The organism is Sorangium sp. So ce145 (assembly GCF_051525985.1).
Lineage (GTDB): Bacteria > Myxococcota_A > Polyangia > Polyangiales > Polyangiaceae > Sorangium > Sorangium cellulosum_B.
In genome coordinates this window covers 1,179,923-1,198,311 of record NZ_CP150315.1, presented here as the reverse complement: position 1 = coordinate 1,198,311, position 18,389 = coordinate 1,179,923, and the positions used below count along the sequence as shown (strand labels likewise).

At 73.3% G+C, this 18,389-nt stretch carries 10 protein-coding genes; 4 read left to right on the top strand and 6 right to left on the bottom strand.

Annotation, left to right across the window (positions count from 1 at the left end):
* Nucleotides 1–10 precede the first annotated feature (10 nt).
* The 5 genes from WMF34_RS04435 to WMF34_RS04415 form a co-directional block, all read right to left on the bottom strand.
* On the bottom strand, nucleotides 11–520 hold the full coding sequence (locus WMF34_RS04435) for a hypothetical protein (RefSeq protein ID WP_157906443.1): 510 nt from the start codon (nucleotides 518–520) through the stop codon (nucleotides 11–13).
* A gap of 128 nt (nucleotides 521–648) precedes the next feature.
* Nucleotides 649–1,806, bottom strand: a complete 1,158-nt coding sequence (locus WMF34_RS04430) for a serine/threonine-protein kinase (protein ID WP_437992506.1) — start codon at nucleotides 1,804–1,806, stop codon at nucleotides 649–651.
* A gap of 36 nt (nucleotides 1,807–1,842) precedes the next feature.
* On the bottom strand, nucleotides 1,843–3,237 hold the full coding sequence (locus tag WMF34_RS04425) for a serine/threonine-protein kinase (protein ID WP_437992505.1): 1,395 nt from the start codon (nucleotides 3,235–3,237) through the stop codon (nucleotides 1,843–1,845).
* A gap of 78 nt (nucleotides 3,238–3,315) precedes the next feature.
* Entirely contained in the window at nucleotides 3,316–4,698 is a 1,383-nt protein-coding gene (locus WMF34_RS04420; RefSeq protein WP_012233461.1) for a formylglycine-generating enzyme family protein, read from the bottom strand.
* On the bottom strand, nucleotides 4,698–6,164 hold the full coding sequence (locus WMF34_RS04415; protein WP_012233460.1) for a formylglycine-generating enzyme family protein: 1,467 nt from the start codon (nucleotides 6,162–6,164) through the stop codon (nucleotides 4,698–4,700). Before WMF34_RS04415 ends, WMF34_RS04420 begins: the two co-directional genes overlap by 1 nt.
* Before the next feature lie 180 nt (nucleotides 6,165–6,344).
* On the opposite strand from WMF34_RS04415, the gene WMF34_RS04410 reads away from it, so the two are divergent.
* From WMF34_RS04410 to WMF34_RS04395, 4 genes are all read left to right on the top strand, one after another.
* Entirely contained in the window at nucleotides 6,345–7,298 is a 954-nt protein-coding gene (locus WMF34_RS04410) for a hypothetical protein (protein ID WP_012233459.1), read from the top strand.
* Between the two features lie 26 nt (nucleotides 7,299–7,324).
* Entirely contained in the window at nucleotides 7,325–8,353 is a 1,029-nt protein-coding gene (locus WMF34_RS04405; RefSeq protein ID WP_012233458.1) for a PEGA domain-containing protein, read from the top strand.
* Between the two features lie 118 nt (nucleotides 8,354–8,471).
* The gene (locus tag WMF34_RS04400) at nucleotides 8,472–9,842 is read left to right on the top strand and encodes an AAA family ATPase (RefSeq protein ID WP_012233457.1); all 1,371 of its coding nucleotides are present in this window, start codon (nucleotides 8,472–8,474) and stop codon (nucleotides 9,840–9,842) included.
* The gene (locus WMF34_RS04395) at nucleotides 9,839–10,489 is read left to right on the top strand and encodes a DUF4276 family protein (RefSeq protein WP_012233456.1); all 651 of its coding nucleotides are present in this window, start codon (nucleotides 9,839–9,841) and stop codon (nucleotides 10,487–10,489) included. The genes WMF34_RS04400 and WMF34_RS04395 overlap by 4 nt, the downstream gene beginning before the upstream one ends.
* Before the next feature lie 128 nt (nucleotides 10,490–10,617).
* Here the strand turns inward: WMF34_RS04395 and WMF34_RS04390 are convergent, their stop codons facing one another.
* The gene (locus tag WMF34_RS04390) at nucleotides 10,618–18,387 is read right to left on the bottom strand and encodes a beta-ketoacyl synthase N-terminal-like domain-containing protein (protein ID WP_437992504.1); all 7,770 of its coding nucleotides are present in this window, start codon (nucleotides 18,385–18,387) and stop codon (nucleotides 10,618–10,620) included.
* Between the last annotated feature and the right edge of the window lie 2 nt (nucleotides 18,388–18,389).

Here is an 18,389-nt window from a genome sequence, read left to right as displayed (position 1 = left end):
CGCGCGGCGGTCAGAGCGTGGGCGCCGACGGCTCCGACGCCGACGGCGGCTCCTCGGGCGAGGCGGGAGCGTCGGTCTGCGGCGCGGCGCCCCCCTCCGGCAGCGCCTCGGCGCCGCCGTACACGTCGCGGTTGAGGTCCGCGAGGGTCTCGGTCAGGCGGTTCTTCTGCTCGCTGGTGATGCCGCCGGGGGCCTGCTTCTCGGTCGCCGCGGCGAGCCCGAGCCAGTGGCGCGCGTTGTCGCGGTAGCCCTTGCGCGGATCGGCGACGCCGGTGCCCTGCGGCGCGAGGTCGGCCAGGCGGTAGTCCGTCATGCCCCGGAGGTAGGCGTACTGCGCCCGCTCCGGGACCGAGAACGAGTCCTGATCGTGCTCGAGCACCCGGAACAGCGCCAGCGCCTGCTCGAACCGGTTCGCCTCGTAGTGGCTGCGGGCGCGATCGAGATCCTGCGTGTAGGTCGCGCAACCCGACGCAAGGGCGAAGGACGAGAGAAGGAGGACGCACGGGACCAGGCGGCGCATGCGCGCAGGGTATCTCCCGTATCGCCGGGCGATCAAGCACGAAGGCAGCGCACCACACACCACGGGCCACGCTGGCCGCTGACGCACGGCGCGCCGTCGCACGCCGCTCCGCGTCCAGCGGACCGCCGTCAGCGCAGGAGCGTCGCGGCGAGGACGCCGCTCACCGCGAGCAGCGCGACCGCCAGCAGAACGACCGCCCAGACGAGGCCGCGCGCGGGCGCAACAGGGCGCGCGGCCGCGGCCGCGCCCGGCCCCGTCGCCGACGACAGGGGGACGACCGGGGGCTGCGGCGCAGCGGCGACCGGCGCCTGGCCGTCGCTCGAGGGCAAGGCCACCGTGTCGGCCGTCTCCCACATCCCGGCAGGAGGGCGCACGGCCGAGGGCGGCTTGCCGTCCGGGAGGCCCGCGGAGGAGCCGCGATCCATCGAGTCGGCGACGCCCGACGCCACCATGAACGCCTCGGAGAGCTCCCGGGCCGAGGCGAAGCGCGCGTCCGGCTCGACGGCGAGCGCCTTCCGCATCCAGGCCTCGACCTCCACCGGGATGCCAGCGCCCGGCGCCGCCGCGGTCAGCGCGGGCGGGGGCGCGCCCAGGATCTTGGCGATGAGCGGCCCGAGCGCCGGGGCGGTGAATGGACGTTCCCCCGTGAGACACTCGTAGACCACGACGCCCAGGGACCACAGATCGGACCGGTGATCGACGCTCTTCAGGCCTCTCGCCTGCTCCGGGCTCATGTAGTAGGGCGTCCCGAGGAGCGCCCCCGTGCGCGTGGGATCCATGCCGGTGATGGCGAGCGCGTCTGTCACCTTCGCCACACCGAAGTCGAGGATCTTGACGATCTCCCCATCATCCTCGCGCGCGATAAAGAGGTTCTCCGGCTTGATGTCGCGATGGACGAGCCCGGCCTCGTGGGCGCGCGAGAGGGCGCGGCAGACGTGAGAGACGATCTTCGCCGTCTCCGCCGGCGTCAGGCGCCGGCGCGCGGAGAGGCGATCGCGCAGGCTCTCGCCTGCCAGACACTCCATCGCGATGTACGGTAATCCATCGTCGGTGAGGCCATGGTCGAGCACCTTGACCACATGGGCGCTGCGGATCCGCGCGGCGATCTGCGCCTCACGGTCGAAGCGCGCCCGGGCGGTCGCGTTCTTCGCGGCCTCGACGTCGATGAGCTTGATGGCCACCGGCGTGCGCAGCGACAGGTGCTCTGCCAGCCACACCGAGCCCATCCCGCCCCTGCCGAGGAGCCGGGCAAGACGGTACTTCCCGGCGATACGTTGTCCTTCCATGGCGCGGGAGCAGGGTAACGCGGGCCGCGCTCGCCGTCAGTACGGGAGTTGGTCGACGATCCCCCGCGCTTGCGTCGTCGGCGCCGACGGCGGCGGCGGTGTCGCCGATGTCGCCGGCGTCGCCGGCGTCGCCGGCGCCTTCAGCGTGGCAGCGAGCGCGCTCGGTGAGGGCCGCCTGGACGACGGCGCAGCGGACGGCGCGACGCCTGCGACCGCAGGCTCGTCCCGAGCGGGAAGCGGCGGGGCGGGCGAGCTCGACATGGATGCTGGAGGCACCGCGACCGCCGCGGGCGGCGGCTTCATCACCGCTTCTTCCGCCGAGGCGAGGACCGGAGCGGCAGGCCCTTCCGGCGGCGGGAGGCGGCGCGCAGCGAAGGCCGCCACGAAGGCCACCACGAGGAGCGCCGCGACCGCGAACGCCCTCTTCAGCGATCGCGCGCGCCCGCCGGGGGCCGCGAGGGCCGGAGGCGCCGCGACGTCTCCCGAGCTCGGAGGCGCGGCGAGCGGCGCGAGCGCGCCCACGACCTTGCCTCCCGCGAGCGCGCCCGCCGACGTGGGATCGGTGTAGCGGCCGAGGACCTCGACGAGCGGCCCCAGATCGTCGAGCCGATCCTCGCGCCGCTTTTGCAGGCAGCGGTCGAGCACCCCGGCGACGTCCGCGGGCAGGTCGGGCACCGCCGAGCGGATCGACGGCACCTCGCGCTGCAGGAACGCCGTGTACATCTCGCCGAGGTTCTCGAACTCGAGCGGCCTCCGGCCGGTGAGCGCCTCGAAGAGGATGACGCCCATCGCCCAGATGTCCGCGCGATGATCGATGTCCTTCTCGCTCATCGCCTGCTCGAACGACATGTAATGAGGCGTCCCGAGGATCGAGCCGGTGCTTGTGTTGCCTCCCTGCGTCTCCGAGCTGATGGAGGTCGGGTCGAGCACCTTGGCGATCCCGAAGTCGAGCACCTTGGGCACGCACCCGCCGGCCTGCGGCTCCGAGAGGAAGATGTTGTCCGGCTTGAGGTCGCGGTGCACGATCCCCTTCTCGTGCGCGGCGCGGAGCGCGGAGGCGACCGGCACGAGGAGGCGCGCCGCCTCGAACAGCTGCAGGGCGCCCCTGCGCTTGCGCAGCCCGGAGAGCGGCTCGCCGCGGAGCAGCTCCATGACCATCACGGGCGTGTGGTCCTCCTCGAAGACGTCGAGCACCTCGATCACGTTCGGGTGCTGGATCGCGGTCGCCGCCTTGGCCTCGCGCAGGAAGCGCCGGGTCTGCGCGGCGTCGGCGACGCCGCGGATCATCTTGAGCGCGACGTCGCGCCCTGTGCCGACGTTCCTGGCCGCGTACACCTCGCCCATCCCGCCGCGGCCGATGAGGCGCTCGATCCGGAAGCGCCCGGCGATGATCTTGCCGGCCGGGAGGGAGCCCTGGAGGTCGTCCGACACGAGCGGCAGCGTACCGTGGTTCCCGGCCGGACGCAGCGGTTCGCGGTCGCCGGCCGGCCCCGATCCGCGGCAGCGCGGTCACATCGGCCGCGCGCAGCGGAAGCCGGTGGCCGGGTTGAACGCCGACGCCCTCTCATGGCTTCGCGCCGTGGCCCGGGCCCCCAGCTTGTAACCCGACCAGGAGCTCCCGCGATAAGAGAAGCCCAGCGCCGCGCCGGGGGCCGGCTCGCGACACACCGGATCGACGAGGAGCGGCCCGCCCGACTGCCAGCAAGGCGCGGCGTAGGGAGCGAAGGTGTCGGCCACCCACTCGGACATGTTCCCGGCGAGGTTCCGGATGCCAAGGGCGGTCACGTCGCTCGGGGCGCCTCCGGCGACAGGCCCCCAGGGCACCGGCGCGTCGAGCGGGCGACAGCCGGAGTTCTCGAACACGCCCTGGTCGGCCTCCCCGCTGCCCCGGCCCCTGCCGAGGAGCGCCATCGCGCAGAGATCGCCGCCGTTGCCCCAGGGATAGGCGGTCTCGTCATCGAGGTTGCCGGCCGCGACCTCCCATTCCGCCTCGGTGGGGAGCCGCAATCCCCGCGCGGAACAGGCCTCTTCCGCGAGCGCGTGGGTGACGCAGTTGACGGGCAGCGCGTCGTTCGCGCCGTCGGACGCGCCGAGGTACGTGCAAGCGCCCAGGTCCGACCCCGGCGCATCGAGGTCCCTGGCCACCGGCTCTGACCGGATCTGCCCTGTCGCCACGAGCTCCCGGACCATGCCCACGGTCACCTCGTCCGCGTCGATGGCGAACGCCCCAAGCCGCACGAGGCGCTCGGGCTGGCTCAGCTCGTCGAGGTCGATGGTGTAACCGGGTCGCGGCGTCCCGAGAAGGAAGACCCCGCCGGGCACACACACCATCCCCGCCGGCGCCGGCCCCTGGCAGGGTACCGGGGCCGCGCTGGGCCAGGAGCCGGGCTCGGGCCGGGCCTCGACCTCGGACAGCAGCGGGAGCACCGGCTCCGGCGCGAGCGCGCCCGCCTCCGGGTCGCAGGTCGCGCGCTGCTCGGGGAGGCTCGGGACGCCGAAGCAGCGCATGGACAGATCGAGGGCCACGTGTGTCTCGCCATCGAGCGGCGGGAGCCTGGCCACGGCGTCGATCAGCGCCGGACCGCCGGGGAGGCCGTCGGGGCCCGCCTGCTCGGCCCGGTAGAGCCGCGCGCGGACCCGCACGGCGGCGCCTTCCTCCCGCGGGACCACGCCGAAGCTGACGGGCAGGCTGTCCGGCCCATCCACCCCGATGAGCCGCATGCACCCGGTGCAGATGGCGCCCTCGCCCATCACCTCGAGCAGCAGGTGATCACCGAACCTGGGCGCCGGGGCGTCCGTGGAGACGCTGACGAGCCACTGGCGAGGCTCGGGCTCGCACGCCGAGAGCAGAAACCCGGCGGCCGCGAGCGCCGCCGACAGGCCACGAGCCATCACGGCGCACCTCCCGCGTAGACGCACCGGAAGCCGTGGAGCGAGTCCAGGACATCGCCTCTCCGGAACGCGGGCCTGGTGTTCGCGGGGCCGCTGGCCCAGTCTCCACCGCGGGAGGCGTGCGCGTTGATGCCGTCATCGTCGCAGCGGGGCTCGACGAAGATCCCGGGCGCGCTCCAGCAGCCCTCTCCGTACGGAACCAGCTTGTCGGCGCACAGCTCGCTCAGGCTCCCGCCGAGATCCAGGACGCCATCCCTGGAGCTGTCGCCCAGGCCACCGCACGTCGCCGAGGGCCGATGCGAGCCGACCTCCTCCGGCCCCGGATCGCCAGGGCACAGCGTCCCGCGCCCGGCGCTCGCCGTGCAGCACGCGGGAGACGCGTCACCCCAGGGATAGATTCGCCCCTGCCCTCGACCCCGCGCGGCGTGCTCCCACTGCGCCTCCGTCGGCAGATCACCGCCGCTCGCTCTGCACGCCTCCCGGGCAAGGCGCCACGAGATGCAGTTGAGGGGATATCCATCGTTCGCTCCGTCGGCGGCGCCCAGCCAGCGGCAGTCCGCGAGCCCCGCCCTGCTCGGATCAGGCCCGACGAGGTCATCGGCCTCGGCGTGGAGGAGCCCCTCGTTCAGCAGCGCACGGAGACGGCCGACCGTGAACTCCGTCCTGTCCATGAAGAACGGGCCCACATGCACCGGCCGCGGCGGCACGACCGAGACGTAGCTCTGCTCGTCGACGCCAGCGAGCTCGGCCTGGCCGATGACGCTGAATCCGCCGGGGATGCAGATGGCATCGGCGCCCTCGGGCGCGGCGCCGCAGGGGACCTCCCGCGCGCGCGACCACGTGCCGGCGCGCGTCGCGCCCCTCTCTGCCCCTGATCCGACGAGGACCCCCTCCGATGGGGCCGCCGTCCGCCTGGAGGCATCGATGCATGTGTGCGGCGGCTTGCGCAGCGACGCGGGCACGCCCAGGCAGTCGGCCGAGAGCGTGAGTTGCACCGTCACCACGCCGGACGCGGGGAGCGCGACCTCGATCAGCCGGTCGATGGCGACCTCTGGCGGAGGATCGATGGTCGAGAACCCCCTCCCCTCGATGGAGTCCTTCCCCCGCGTCGCGACGGCGCCGCGGAACGCCCGGATGCGCAGGCGGAGCGCGGCGCTCCCCTCCTCCGGCGCGGCCACCCCGAAGGAGAACGGCCAGGACGAAGGGTCCGGCAGGACGAAGTTCGCCGTGCAGTCGACGTCATCGATGCAGCCGGGGCGCCACGCGCCGTCGAACCCGTCGATGCGCACCGTGTCGATGACCGCCTCCGGCGAGATGGAGGGGTCTGCCAGGAGCTGCGCGGCGACCGGCGCGTCGGTGTCCACGACGACGAGGAGCTGCGGTCGCTCTCGCTGGCCGCAGGCGCCGGAGAGCCCCGCCGCAGCGAGCACGACGAGGATCGAGAGCGCGCGTGTCGGTTCGACCACCTGCCGCCTTTCGCCTTTCTCGTTGCCGCCCGACAGGACCCAGGGGTAGTCTCCTCGCTATCATCGAGGAGGGGCGAGGCCAAGAGGGTTCTTTCGCTTCTTCATCCGAATCACCCGTCACCCGAATCACTCGTTACCCGAATCACCCGAACATCGCTCTGCCGCTCGCGAGGAGATTGTATGTCGTGGGTCACCCGGCCAGTGCTCGCCGCGCTCTCCGTAGCCATCGCGGCGGCGCTCTCCCCCGCGTGCGACGGAGATTCCTCCTCCGGAGATCCGGGGGCGGCGGCGAGCACGGGATCGGGCGCCGGCGGCGGCAGCGGCGGTGGCGGTGATGCCACGTACGGCGCGAGCGCGTGCGGAACGTGCGTGGAGCAGACAGCGTGCTTGTCCCAGGTGAACGCCTGCGCGGCCGACCCGGGCTGCGCCGCCTACCTCGACTGCCTCGACGCTTGTCCGCTGGGCCCGAGCGGAGACGCGGACATCGCGTGCGAGCAGGCGTGCCCGCCCGTCACCGGCTCTCTTGGCCAGAGCGCGAAGCAGGCCTTCATCGACTGCCGCCTCGCCGGCCCGGGCGCGGCGTGCGCCGGTTGCGGTCAGATCCCCGCCCCGACAGATCCGGATTTCAACCAGACGTGCTCGCCGTCGGCGGATCCGAACACCTGTTACAAGTGCGAGGACGAGCGCTGCTGCGAGACCTACCAGGCTTGCAAAGACGACCAGGATTGCCAGGACCTGGTCACGTGCGTCAAGGCGTGCGCCGAGGACCCGGATGACGCGGCATTCTCGCCCTGCGAGAGCGCGTGTTACCAGGCGCACGCCGCCGGCTACGCCGCCTACAGCCACCGGATGGCGTGTATGCAGTACTTCTGCTTCGACGACGACGCTTGCGGCAACGAGCCGCTGGACCCCTGCGTCAAGTGCCAGAACCTGCACTGCGCCGATGAGATGGCGGCTTGCCAGCACGAGATCGAGTGTGCGTTGCTGGACAACTGCAAGGTCCCGTGCGACGTCGCGGACCAGGCCTGTCTCATGGAGTGTGACGCCATGTTCCCGGACGCGGTGGCCCCCCACGAGGCCGGGCTCGATTGCGCGCTCGCCCACTGCGAGATCGCTTGCGCCGGGACGGACTGAGGAGACGGCCAGGGACGAGGGGTACGATGCGGACACGATGGATCCTGGGTGGCCTGGTCGTGGCGGCGGTCGATCTCTCGACGGCCGGGCGCGCGCGCGCCGAGGCACCGGCCCCGGAGGCGGCAGAGGCGCCGGCGGTCGATGAGCGCACCGCGCGCGGCAGGGCGGCGTTCCTGCTCGGCGTGCAGCGATCGAAGGACGCTCAATGGGGCGAGGCGCTCGCCGCCTTCGAGGAGGCGGCGGCGGCGCGGGACGCGCCCATCGTCCAGTACAACATCGGCTTCTGCGAGCGCGCCCTGGGCCGCTACGTCGCCGCGCGCCGCACCTTCCGCCGCGTGCTCGCGGCCACCGAGGGCCTGGCGGCCGCGCAGATCGACGACGCGAGGGCGTTCGTCGCCGAGCTGGATCAGCTCGTGGTCCGGGTGGCGGTCACGCTGGATCCCCCGGGCACCCCGCTGACCGTCGACGGGCGCGCGCTCCGGCCGGCGACCGACGATGGGACCCGGGTGTTCGTGACGCTCCCCGGGTCCGCCGAGCGCGCGGCGGCGCCGGTGGAGAAGACCTTCACCGTGGAGCTCGATCCCGGGGTCCACCTCTTCCGCGCGGCGCGGCCAGGGCGCCAGGATGCCTTCGTCCAGAAGACCTACAGGCCAGGGGAGAAGGCCACGCTCGATCTGCACCTCGACATCCTCCCCGCGCGCGTGGCCGTGCGCGCGGAGCCGGCGCAGGCGCTCGTGCGCGTGGACGGCCGCGAGGCCGGGCTCGCGCCCATCGACCTCGAGCGGCCGCCGGGGAAGTACAGGATCGAGGTGGTGCGAGACGGGTTCGAGACGTACGCGGCGACGCTGGATCTGCACGCGGGGCAGCGGGCGGATCTGACGGCCAAGCTGATCCCGGTGCGGCCGTCGCTGTGGACGCGGTGGTGGTTCTGGACGGGCGCGGCGGCGGTGGTGACGGGAGGCGTGGTGCTGACGTACGCGCTGACGCGGCCGGAGCCGGACTACAACGGGGGGAGCCTGAACTGGGTCGCGGAGCCGGCGGCGATCAGGTGGTGAGGGGCCGCGGCGTCGAGCCGGCAGGGCCGCGGAGCGACGAGCGTCCGGGCTGCGCGTGACGGCGCATAGGGGCGGGCCGGCAAGCCGCACGGCAGCGCGGACATGGTAGGGTCGAGGCATGATCACGCGGTTCGAGATCGACGGCTTCAAGTCGCTGCGGGATTTCATGGTCGATCTGGAGCCACTGACGGTGTTCGTCGGGCCGAACGGAGCGGGAAAGTCAAACCTGCTGGAGGCGATCGGACTGCTGGGGCGGCTCGCATCCATGCCGCTCGAGGAGGCGTTCAAGCTCGGACGGGGGCGGGTCATCGATCAGTTCAGCCGCTCGGGGGGAGAGGCGGGGAAGACGATCCGGCTCGCAGTCGAGGTGTCGCTGCGAAGCACGCCAGCGCCGTTTCAAGACGGTGAGCCACCGCTGCCGGTCCGTTATCGGTACGAGCTCGTCATCGAGCGTCGGGCGCGTCCGTCAGGCGTCGAGGAGCTCGTGGTCTCCGGAGAATGCCTTCGCGCGCTCGCCGACAAGGACGGACCGCCTCGACGAGAGATCATCCTGCGCCACGAGGACGAAGACGGACGCGAGCGGCGCGTGCTCATCGCGCCCGAATACGAGAGCTGGGCGGGACTGAACTATCGCTGTCCACGAACACACGCCGCGCTCGCGGCGCTCAAGACAGGATCTGGAACCTACCACATCAACCTCGACTTCCCGAAGGAATTGACCGCTGAACGCGCTGCCCTCTTCGAGGAGTACGCCGACTTCCGGAACACAAACTCGGAGAGGGGATGGAGGGCGGTCATCAACATCATCACCGACGAGCTCTCCCGTTTCAGCCTCCTCCAGCTCGACCCCGCGCGCCTGCGCGACTCGAGCGAGCGCACCGACTCGATCGCGCTCGCTCCCGACGCATCGAACCTCCCCACCATCCTTGCCGATCTGCCGGCACCGACGCTCGGAGAGATCCGCGCGGATCTGGTCTCACTCATCCCGGGGCTCGCCGGCTTCAATGTCGTACCCGACGACGACGACCTGCGCATCGAGTTCAAGCTCTCCGGCGGCGAGCGCCTCCCGGCTCGCCTCGCCTCTGATGGCACGCTGCGCGGCCTGGCGTTGCTCACAGCGCTCCGCGTCGAGCCTCGTCCATCCATCGTTGGTGTAGAGGAGCCTGAGAACGGCATTTACCCAGGCCGCCTGCGCACGCTGCTCTCGCTGTTACGTGAGATAACGACTCCAGGAGACGAAGCCTCTCCTGACTCAGCTCAACCCGCGACGCAGCTCCTCCTCACCAGCCACTCGCCTGTCGTCCTCGCCGCGTTCCGGGACAGACCCGAGCATCTGCGCTTCATGGACCTCGTGCGACGCGACGGCCAGCTCGTAACGCGCGCGCGCACGGTGGGGCAGCTGAACGCGCCGGGCGACGGCGCGCACGTCGTGTCGCTGCGTGAGGTCGACGCGCTCCTCCAGGCGGCAGCCAGCGAGGCTGCCGAATGAGCAGAAGGCGGCTCTACCTCCGCGCAGGACTCTATGCGGAAGGTCCGAGTGACTACGACTTTCTCTTGCCGCTCCTCGATCGATTGCTGTCCACGCTCGCCCGGTCGCTATTTCCCGGCGCCTGCGATGTCGCGGACAGCCTGGGGATCGATGCGCCGCACCCGGCCCCAGGCGAGCGCGCCGAGCGAATCGCAGCCGCCATCGCCGACCGCTGGGCAGAATGCACGCTGTTCGTCATCCATGCCGACGGCGCAGGCGATCCCAGATCTGCGCGACGGCGCTGCATCGACCCGGGAATAGCCGCCGCTCGGTGCGCGTTTCCGAACCTCGTGGCGGTCCCTTGCGTTCCAGTGCACGAGACCGAGGCATGGATGCTGGTCGATGCCGAGGTCTTCCGGCCCTGGCTCGGTAACGGAGCGCGATCAGCGCTTCCCGCCGAGCCAGAACGCGAGGACGATCCCAAGCAGACGCTGAGGCGGCTCCTGAAAGAAGGAGGAATGCGGCGAAACCCCCAGCGCCTCTTCGACTTGTTCGGCAAAGAGGTCAGCCTCGAGGCGCTGCGAGCACTGCCGGCTTTCCAGCGCTTCGAAGCGGAGCTCGCCGAAGCAATCCGCGCTGTCGCGCGCTCGCAGGGATGGCCGCGATGAGAGCCACCTAGTACTACAGCCATACTTGCGGCCCATCTGCGGCTGTAGGCGGGCGGACGGACAGGGATTTCTCGACGATTTTGATGCCTACAGCCGCACCTCGGACCAGGTACGGCTGTAGTCTAGGCTCACCCCCCGAGCCGCCTCCCGAGGAGCCGTGCGGCGAGCTTCCGCAGCCAGTCCGCCCGCCGCGCGTCGGGCGCGACGAGCCGCCCCGTGCGCGCGGCCTCCAGGATCGCCGCCGTCTCCGGCGTCGGATCGGCGCACGCCTGCAGCACCCGGAAGACCGTCGCGTCCTCGTGCGCGACGCCCGCCTCGTCCACCCACGCGTCCACCGACGCCGCGAACGCGGGATCCCCGGGGAACGGCTGCTCCTCCGTGTTGCTCGGGCCGAGCCCGTTGATGCCGCTGATCACGAGGTCCTTGCGATCCTTGTAGGTCAGCCCCGCGAGCTCCTCGGGCAGCAGCGGGCGGCCGATCCAGATGTCCTGCACGCCCATGCCGAGCGGGAATTCGAGCCGCCGCTCGAGCGGCTCCGGCGGCAGCGCGCCGGAGAAGCGCACCGGCACCACCGGGACGCCCACCGCGAGCGCCATGTCGATGAACGAGCCGCTCATCTTGCGCACCGGCGTGCGGCACTCGAGCGACCGCGTGCCCTCGACGTGCACCATCACGCCCTTGCCGGCCCCCTGCATCTCGGCCCCGAGCTCGGCGATGATGCTCCCGAGCGACGCCTTGTCCTCGCGATCGAAGTACGTGATCACCTTCGGATCGCGCGCGCCTGGGTACGCGAAGCAGTGCGCGAGCATCGTGCCGAGCCACGTCGTCCGGTGCTCGGCCTTGGCCAGCGTCACCGTCGAGACCTCCGTCAGGCCGGACACGGCGATGCCGAACAGCAGCGACTCCACGCCGACCTGGTGGTTGCCGAGGTAGAGCAGGCTCCGGCCCTTCACGGCGCGGAACGCCTCGGGATCGACGACGTGCACCCGGCGGATGAACCGCTCGATGAGCCCGAAGTACAGGTCCTCCGCCGGCCACCGGCCGATGCCCATGGCCGCGCCCCAGTAGCGGCGGACAGGCGCGATGTCGATCACGGGCGGGCCCGCGTCGCGGACCACGACCTCGGAGCCCTCGCGCGCCACGGTGAACGGCCAGCGCGTGAGCGGCTGCGCCGAGGAGACGCCGGCGAGCGACACGGTCGACGGGTGCACGCCCGCGCGCCGCGCGACGTGATCCTTCACCGCCGCCGCCTCGACGAGGTCGCCCGACGCGGCGTAGAGCTGCGCCACGGTGCCGGGCATCCAGTCCATCGTGCGCACGTCGGCGGGGCTGCAGCGCGCCTCGCCCGACGCCGCGTCGACGCGCGAGACAGCGAGGTCGACCGGCGCGCGATCGCGCAGGAACGCCCGGCGGATCCCGGGAGGCGCGCCGCCGATCGGCCCCTGCGGGAGCAGCACCTCGACCAGCCGGAGCTCCAGCCAGACGCGCTCTCCCGCCTCGACCCCGGCCTGCGCGATGGCCTGCACCCGGAACGAGACGAAGCGATCGTCACGGCCCTCGTAACGCACCTCCACGCGCACCGGCGACTCGGGCGCCGGCCCGTACAGGCGGAGCGACGGGATGCGCGACGGGAACGCGATCTGGGCGGGCGGGCACCCCGGATCCCACAGCGACAGCCGGTCGTGCGGGATGGTATGGGTCAGCGCGTCGAGCATGCCCTGGTGCAGCGTCCCAGCGGGCACCGAGCCCCTCCGGGGGTCCAGCACCGCCGATGACCCGCGCGCGCCGAGGCGGAGCGCGGTCAGGTACTGGAACGCAGGGCCGTGGAACAGCGTCCCCGCGGCGTACGGATCGTCCGCCTCCGGCGCGTCGAGCGCCGGCTCCGGCGCCGGGGCGGGCGGGTAGTCACGGGCCACCCGCACGCGGCCGGTGCACACGGGCTCGAACCGCGAGAGCGCCGGGTTCGATGCCTCGCGCCACGCGAGCAGCCGGACGTCGAGGACGTCGCCGGATCCGGTCGCCTCGGCCTTCACGCGCACCGGCCCCGGCACGGGCAGCCAGCGCTGCACCACCACGTCCTCCACGGCCACGACCACGCTCCCCGGGCGCGCCCGCAACGCGGCGCCGGCCAGCCGGTCGACCATGCTCATCCCGGGGAGCGCCGGAACCGTCCACGTGGGGCGGTGGTCCGCGACCCACCCGTCCGGGTCCAGCACCTCCTCGACGTCGTCGAGCGCCGGCGCCGGCGCGGCCTTCGCCGCGGGCTGCTCCTGCGGGCGCAGGCGCGGGCTCCCGCCCACGGCGCCCGGGAGCGAGGCGAGGCGGCGCGCGCTCGCGCGCGGGTCGAAGCCGACGTCGCGCCGCGCCCGCGGCGAGGCGCCGTCGACGATCCGCACGCCGAGCGTCGCGCCGTAGATGCGCAGGCTGTCCACCCAGAGGTAGGACTCGGCGATGACGTAGGGCCCGCGATCGTCGCGGCCGACCTCGAGGATGTCGGTGTCGACCGTCACCCGCCGGCTGGCCGGCAGCACCTGGCCCCGGTACCGCCAGGAGTGCTCGTGCCCCGTCATCACGGGCTCGAACCGCGGGTCGCGGAGGCCCGCGTGGAGGTCCTGGTGCAGCATCCAGAACTGGATCGTCTGCAGCATCGCCTCGATGCCGAGCGAGCCCGGCTGCACGGGATCGCCCAGGAAATGAGCCTTGAAGAACCACTCCGACGCGTGCACGTCCCGCCGCGCGCGGAGCCGGCCGAGCCCCTTCCGGCCGCCGGCCTGCCACAGGCCGTCGATCCGGTCGATCATCAGCAGCGACGGCCGCGCGAGCCCGAGCTTGCCGCCGCAGTACCGCGCGGGGCGCTCGCGGAGATCGACCTCGAAATCGGACGGCTCATCGAGCGCGGCGACCTCCTCGGGCCTCGGCGGGATCCCGATCTGCGTCGCGAGCGCGGCCTTCGGGAAGAAGCCGAACACCGTGTCGAGGTCGTACACCCGCGCGCCGCCGAGGCTGCACTCGACCCGGAACGACAGGATGATCATGCCGCCCGACCGGGACATGTTCGTGAGCCGCGATCGGGTGCGCAGGGCGCCGCCGGCCGGCGCCGGCAGGACCTCGGCGTGCAGCGTGCCCTTGCCGTCGAGGTTGCGGAAGTACAGCGCGCCGTCGGTCGAGAGCGCGCAGCCGGCGTAGCTCGCGAGCCAGCCGCACGTCTGGAGCGCGGCCTCGAGCACCACCGCGAACGGCATCGTGAGGCTCGCGTTCTCGTCGAAGTACCACGCGTCCTCCGGGACGTCGTACTCGACCTCGACCTCGGCGCCGGCCTTCATCGCCGCCATGGGGCGCGAGACCGACAGGACCCGGCTCATGAAGTGGTACGGCGGCCCCGGGAGCCGGGCGACGTGCTGGCCCCCGTCGAACCTGCGGTAGAGCGGGCCGAACGCGTCCGACGGCCTGCCCCAGGCGCACGAGAGCAGGCTCCGGTAATCGAACGGGAAGCCACCGGCGTCTGCAGAGGCGCCGTCCGGCGGCGGCGCGCCCGTCTCGGACCAGGGGACGCGCGCGACCGGCACCGGCTCGACGTGGCCGTCGAGCAGCTCGGGGGCGCTCGTCAGCGGCCAGTCGGGGCTGAGGCGCAGGCCCACGCGGCGGGCGTGGAACGCCTTGAGGCCGTCGACCGTGCACAGGAAGTCGGCGAACACCGTCGGGCACGGGCCGTCGTGGACCTCCTCGACGAACACCTCGTACGTGAGCACGCGGCTCGCCGGGACCACCTGGCCGCGGCAGCGGAGCAGGTACGGGATCTCCGGCACGGGCTCGAAGCGGAAGCCGTCCGCGTCCACCGTGAAGCCCATGGCCGCCATGTAGAACGCGAGCGCCTGCAGGCAGCCCTCGAACATGAGCGTCCCCGGCATGCAGGGGTCGTCCTTGAAGTGGCCCTCGAAGTACCAGCCGTCCTTCGTGATCGGCAGCGTGGCCCGGAGATAGCCGCGCTTCCACGGGCCGCCCGCCGGGTCGAACACGTCGACGCGATCGAAGAACAGCATGGGCGGGGCGCTGATCCGCGGCGTCCTGACGTGGGTGCTCAGCCGATCGAAGCCGGGGCCGAACGCCGCCGCGCCGTCGCCGGCCGCGAACGCGAGCAGGTCGGCCCGGTCGAACGCGGACTTCCCGCACGCGATCCGGGGCGGATCGAGGCGGGCGGTCGTCGCGGGCTCGGCGGTGTCCGCGTCCCAGAGCACGCCGCCGGAGCTCGCGAGCTCCTCGTCGGTGAAGAAGCCGGCCTGGCCCTTGCGCGTCTTCAGGCGCAGCTCGCCGCCGATCCGGCAGTCGTAGTGGAAGAAGAACAGGCGGACGTCGCCGTGCTTCGCGTGCCCGTCGACGTGGATGTCGTAGACGAGCGTGTCGCCCGGGCGCGGCAGGCCGCCGTAGAAGGTGAGCTCGCAGCCGAGCAGGCGGTAGACGCGCTCGCCCTTGTTCTCGAAGTCCGCGCCGAGCCAGCTGATGAGCAGCAGGTCGGCCTGGCCGCTCTCGATCATGACGCCGGCCGGCATCGCGCCGTCGTGCAGGTACCAGGAATCCCACCGCACGTCGGTCTCGGTCCACATCGTGCCGAGCTTCATCGAGCCGGGCTCGGCGTCGATCCCGGTGACCCGATCGGCGAGCAGCAGCGGCGGCATGGGCATGCGCACCTGGCGGCGATAGGCGTCCTGCCGGGCGAAGAGCGGGCCGAACACGTCGGAGATCCGCCCCGAGGCGAGGTGCTCGAGCTGCTCGCGGCTGAACCGGGGGCCGCGGGGCGCGACGGAAGGCGCCGCGGAGAGCACCGGCTGGGCGGAGGGACGCGGCGCAGGGGGCGGCGCGGCGGAGAGGCGCGGCGCCTCGACGACGCGCGGCGGTTCAACGACACGCGGCGACTCGGCGCGAGCGAGCTGCGGCGCCTCGGCGCGGGCGAGCGGCGGCGCATCGACCAGGCGCGGCGCATCGACCAGGCGCGGCCCCTCGATACGGACCGGCGCGGCGTGGGGCACCTGCGCCAAGGGGGTCTCGACCACCACCGCGGCCGCGCCCGACGACGCCTGCACGAGCGAGTCCAGCGCGCGCTGCCGCATCTGAAGGAACCGGCGGTGGACCTGGGCCTGCTGCTCCGCCCACTCCTTGTGGATCTGCGCCAGCTGCACGGTGAACGCCGCGGCGCCGGCGATCACGTCGCCCGGGATGTCCACGGCAGCGGCCGCGACGACGGCCGGTCCGACCGGCGGCGGCTCCTCTGCGAGGCTCGCGGCGACGGCCGTGACGACCGCCGGCCCGACCGGCGGCGGCTCGTCCCAGGACGGCGCCCGATCCGCGTCGGCGGCAGAGAACCCCGTGGGCCCGGGGTACAGCGGCGGCAGGTCGTCGAGAGCGGACGGCAGAGGCGGCGCAGGTTCCATGGAGTCTCCGGGGGATGAACAGGAGGCCGCGCCGGGCACGACGATCGCCGGCGGGTGGGCGGGGAGCGTCAGCGTCGGCCCCTCCGCCGATCGCGGCGGCGGGAGCGGCGCGGCGGGGCCGCCGGCCCCGATGCGGACCGACAGCGAGCCGCCGCCGAGGCCGGCGCAGCGGACCTCGGCGACCCGGATCTCGTCGGACCACGGCGCCCCGTCGGGCTTGCGGCCGTGACGGCAGGCGAGCACCGCGGCGGCCACGTGCAGCAGGCCCGAGGCCGCGTGCGCGTGGCCGAACCGCGGCGCGAGATCCGTGGACGACAGCACGAGGCCAGGGTCGGCCGGCTCGTCCACGACAACGGCCAGGACCGGGTGCCGCTCCCGGACGGCGTCGTCGAGGCGCTCGAGCACGAGCACCACGGCGGCGTCGCCGGGGGGCAGGCGGACGCCGAGCGCCTCGAGCGCAGCCGCGTGGGCGGGCTCGCACGAGAGATCCACCGCGCCGACGATCGCCGCGTCCACCGCGCCGGCGCGCAGGGCGCGGGACGCGACGCGCAGCGCCCAGGGGCCGGACAGCTCCTCGGCCGCGATCGTGAACGACGGTCCACCGACGTCGAGCTGGCTGTTCAGCCGGTTCGCCGGGATGTTGGGCATGTTCCCGACGACGCCCGCCGCCTGCAGCGCAGGGATGATCGCGTCCTGGAGCGCGCCGACGTCGACCGACGGACCGAGCCGCGCCGGCGCCGTCTCGGCGAGCCGCCAGCGCGTCATGTACCGGCACACCTCGGTGTCGGCGCCCATGCCGATCAGCACGGCGGTGCGATCGCGCGGCAGCGCGAGCCCCTCGGTGGCCTCGATCGCCGCCTCGAGCAGCAGCGTCTGCTGGGCGAGCGCCTGCTGCAGATCGCGCGGCGGAAACCGGAGCCGATCCGCGGGCAGCGCGACCGCCGCCCGGCGGGGATCCGCGCCGCGGCCCGAGAGGAGCGGCTCCGCGAAGGCCCGGACGCCGCTGAGCTCACCGACGCACAGGCCCATGGCCACCACGGCCAGGTGGCCTGCCGGCGCGGGGCGCCCGGCGTCGACAGGGCGCGAGGCCGCCGCGGCGGCCTGCGGCGCGGCGCGGGCCGCGCGGCCCCTCGGCGAGGACGGCTCGTACGCCTCCACGAGGAGGTGGGCATTGTTCCCGCCGAACCCGAACGCCGACAGGCCCGCGAGCCGCCGCCCCTCCCACGGCTCGGCGCGCTGCAGCACCCGGAAGGGGCTCGAGGCCACCGCCTCGCTCAGCGGATCGGCGTGCAGCGTCGGCGGGCGGACGCCGGCCGCCATGGCGCCGAGCAGCTTGAGGAGCCCGGCCGCGCCGGCCGTCGTGACGAGGTGACCGAGGTTCGACTTGAGCGAGCCGAGCGGGACCTCGCGGGAGCCGAACACCTCCTTGAGGGTCGCGATCTCGGTCGCGTCGCCGAGGGGCGTGCCCGTCGCGTGGCACTCGAGCAGCGACACCTCGCGGGGATCGAGGCCCGCCATGGCGTACGCGGCCCGCATCGCGCGCAGCTGGCCCTCGACGGAGGGCGCCAGGAGGCCGCGGCCGCGGCCGTCGTTCGACAGGCCGATCCCGCGGATCACGCCGAGGATCGGCCTGCCCGCGGCCTCCGCGTCCGACAGGCGCTCCAGGACAACGAACGCCGCGCCCTCCGCCGGGACCAGGCCGTCGGCCTCCGACGAGAACGGGCGGCTCTGCCCGGTGCGGCTCATGGCCGACAGCGCGCAGAACCCGATGTGCATGAAGAGGTCGTCCGAGCGGCACACCGCGCCCGCGAGCATCCGGTCGGCCTCGCGATCCTGCAGCCGCTCGCAGGCGAGCGCGATCGCGTACAGCGACGACGCGCACGCGGCGTCGAGCGCGAACGCCCCGGCCCCGAGGCCGAGCACGTCGGCCAGCAGGTGGGCGGGCAGCCCCGACATGAACCGGTTGCGCGGATCGGGGCGCGGGACGCCGGCGAGATCGCCGAGCCACGTCGACTCGACCCACGCCGACATGGCCGACGACGGGAACGAGAGGTTCCCGAGCACCGCGCCCGCGCGGTCGGACCGGCCCTCGTGGCCCGCCTCGCGCAGCGCCTCGCGGCCCGCGTGGAGCACCCACTGGAAGAGCGGGTCGAGCGCGAGCAGCGACTCGGGCGTCCCGCCCCGCCGCGGGAACGGGTCGCTCGCGAGCACGCGGCGGAAGTGCTCGTCGAACCCGGTGACGTAGCCGCCGCGGTCGCTCCACGCGCGGTCCTTCGCGTCGCGCACGTCGCGCGCGCCGCGCGCGGAAGGCCCCTCCTGCGCGAGCGCGCGCTCGCGCGAGAGGCGCCAGCGGCCGTCGGGCGCGGCGGACAGGAGGTCCCGGCCGGCGAGCACGTTGTCCCAGAGGGCCGCGGGGTGGAGCGCGCCCGGGAGGACGCACCCGCGGCCGACGATCGCGATGGGCTCGAACACGC

Coding starts and splice junctions, on each gene's coding strand:
- WMF34_RS04405 (WP_012233458.1), top strand. CDS start 7,325: ATGCGGACACGATGGATCCTGGGTGGCCTGGTCGTGGCGGCGGTCGAT.
- WMF34_RS04400 (WP_012233457.1), top strand. CDS start 8,472: ATGATCACGCGGTTCGAGATCGACGGCTTCAAGTCGCTGCGGGATTTC.
- WMF34_RS04435 (WP_157906443.1), bottom strand. CDS start 520: ATGCGCCGCCTGGTCCCGTGCGTCCTCCTTCTCTCGTCCTTCGCCCTT.
- WMF34_RS04395 (WP_012233456.1), top strand. CDS start 9,839: ATGAGCAGAAGGCGGCTCTACCTCCGCGCAGGACTCTATGCGGAAGGT.
- WMF34_RS04420 (WP_012233461.1), bottom strand. CDS start 4,698: ATGGCTCGTGGCCTGTCGGCGGCGCTCGCGGCCGCCGGGTTTCTGCTC.
- WMF34_RS04430 (WP_437992506.1), bottom strand. CDS start 1,806: ATGGAAGGACAACGTATCGCCGGGAAGTACCGTCTTGCCCGGCTCCTC.
- WMF34_RS04410 (WP_012233459.1), top strand. CDS start 6,345: ATGTCGTGGGTCACCCGGCCAGTGCTCGCCGCGCTCTCCGTAGCCATC.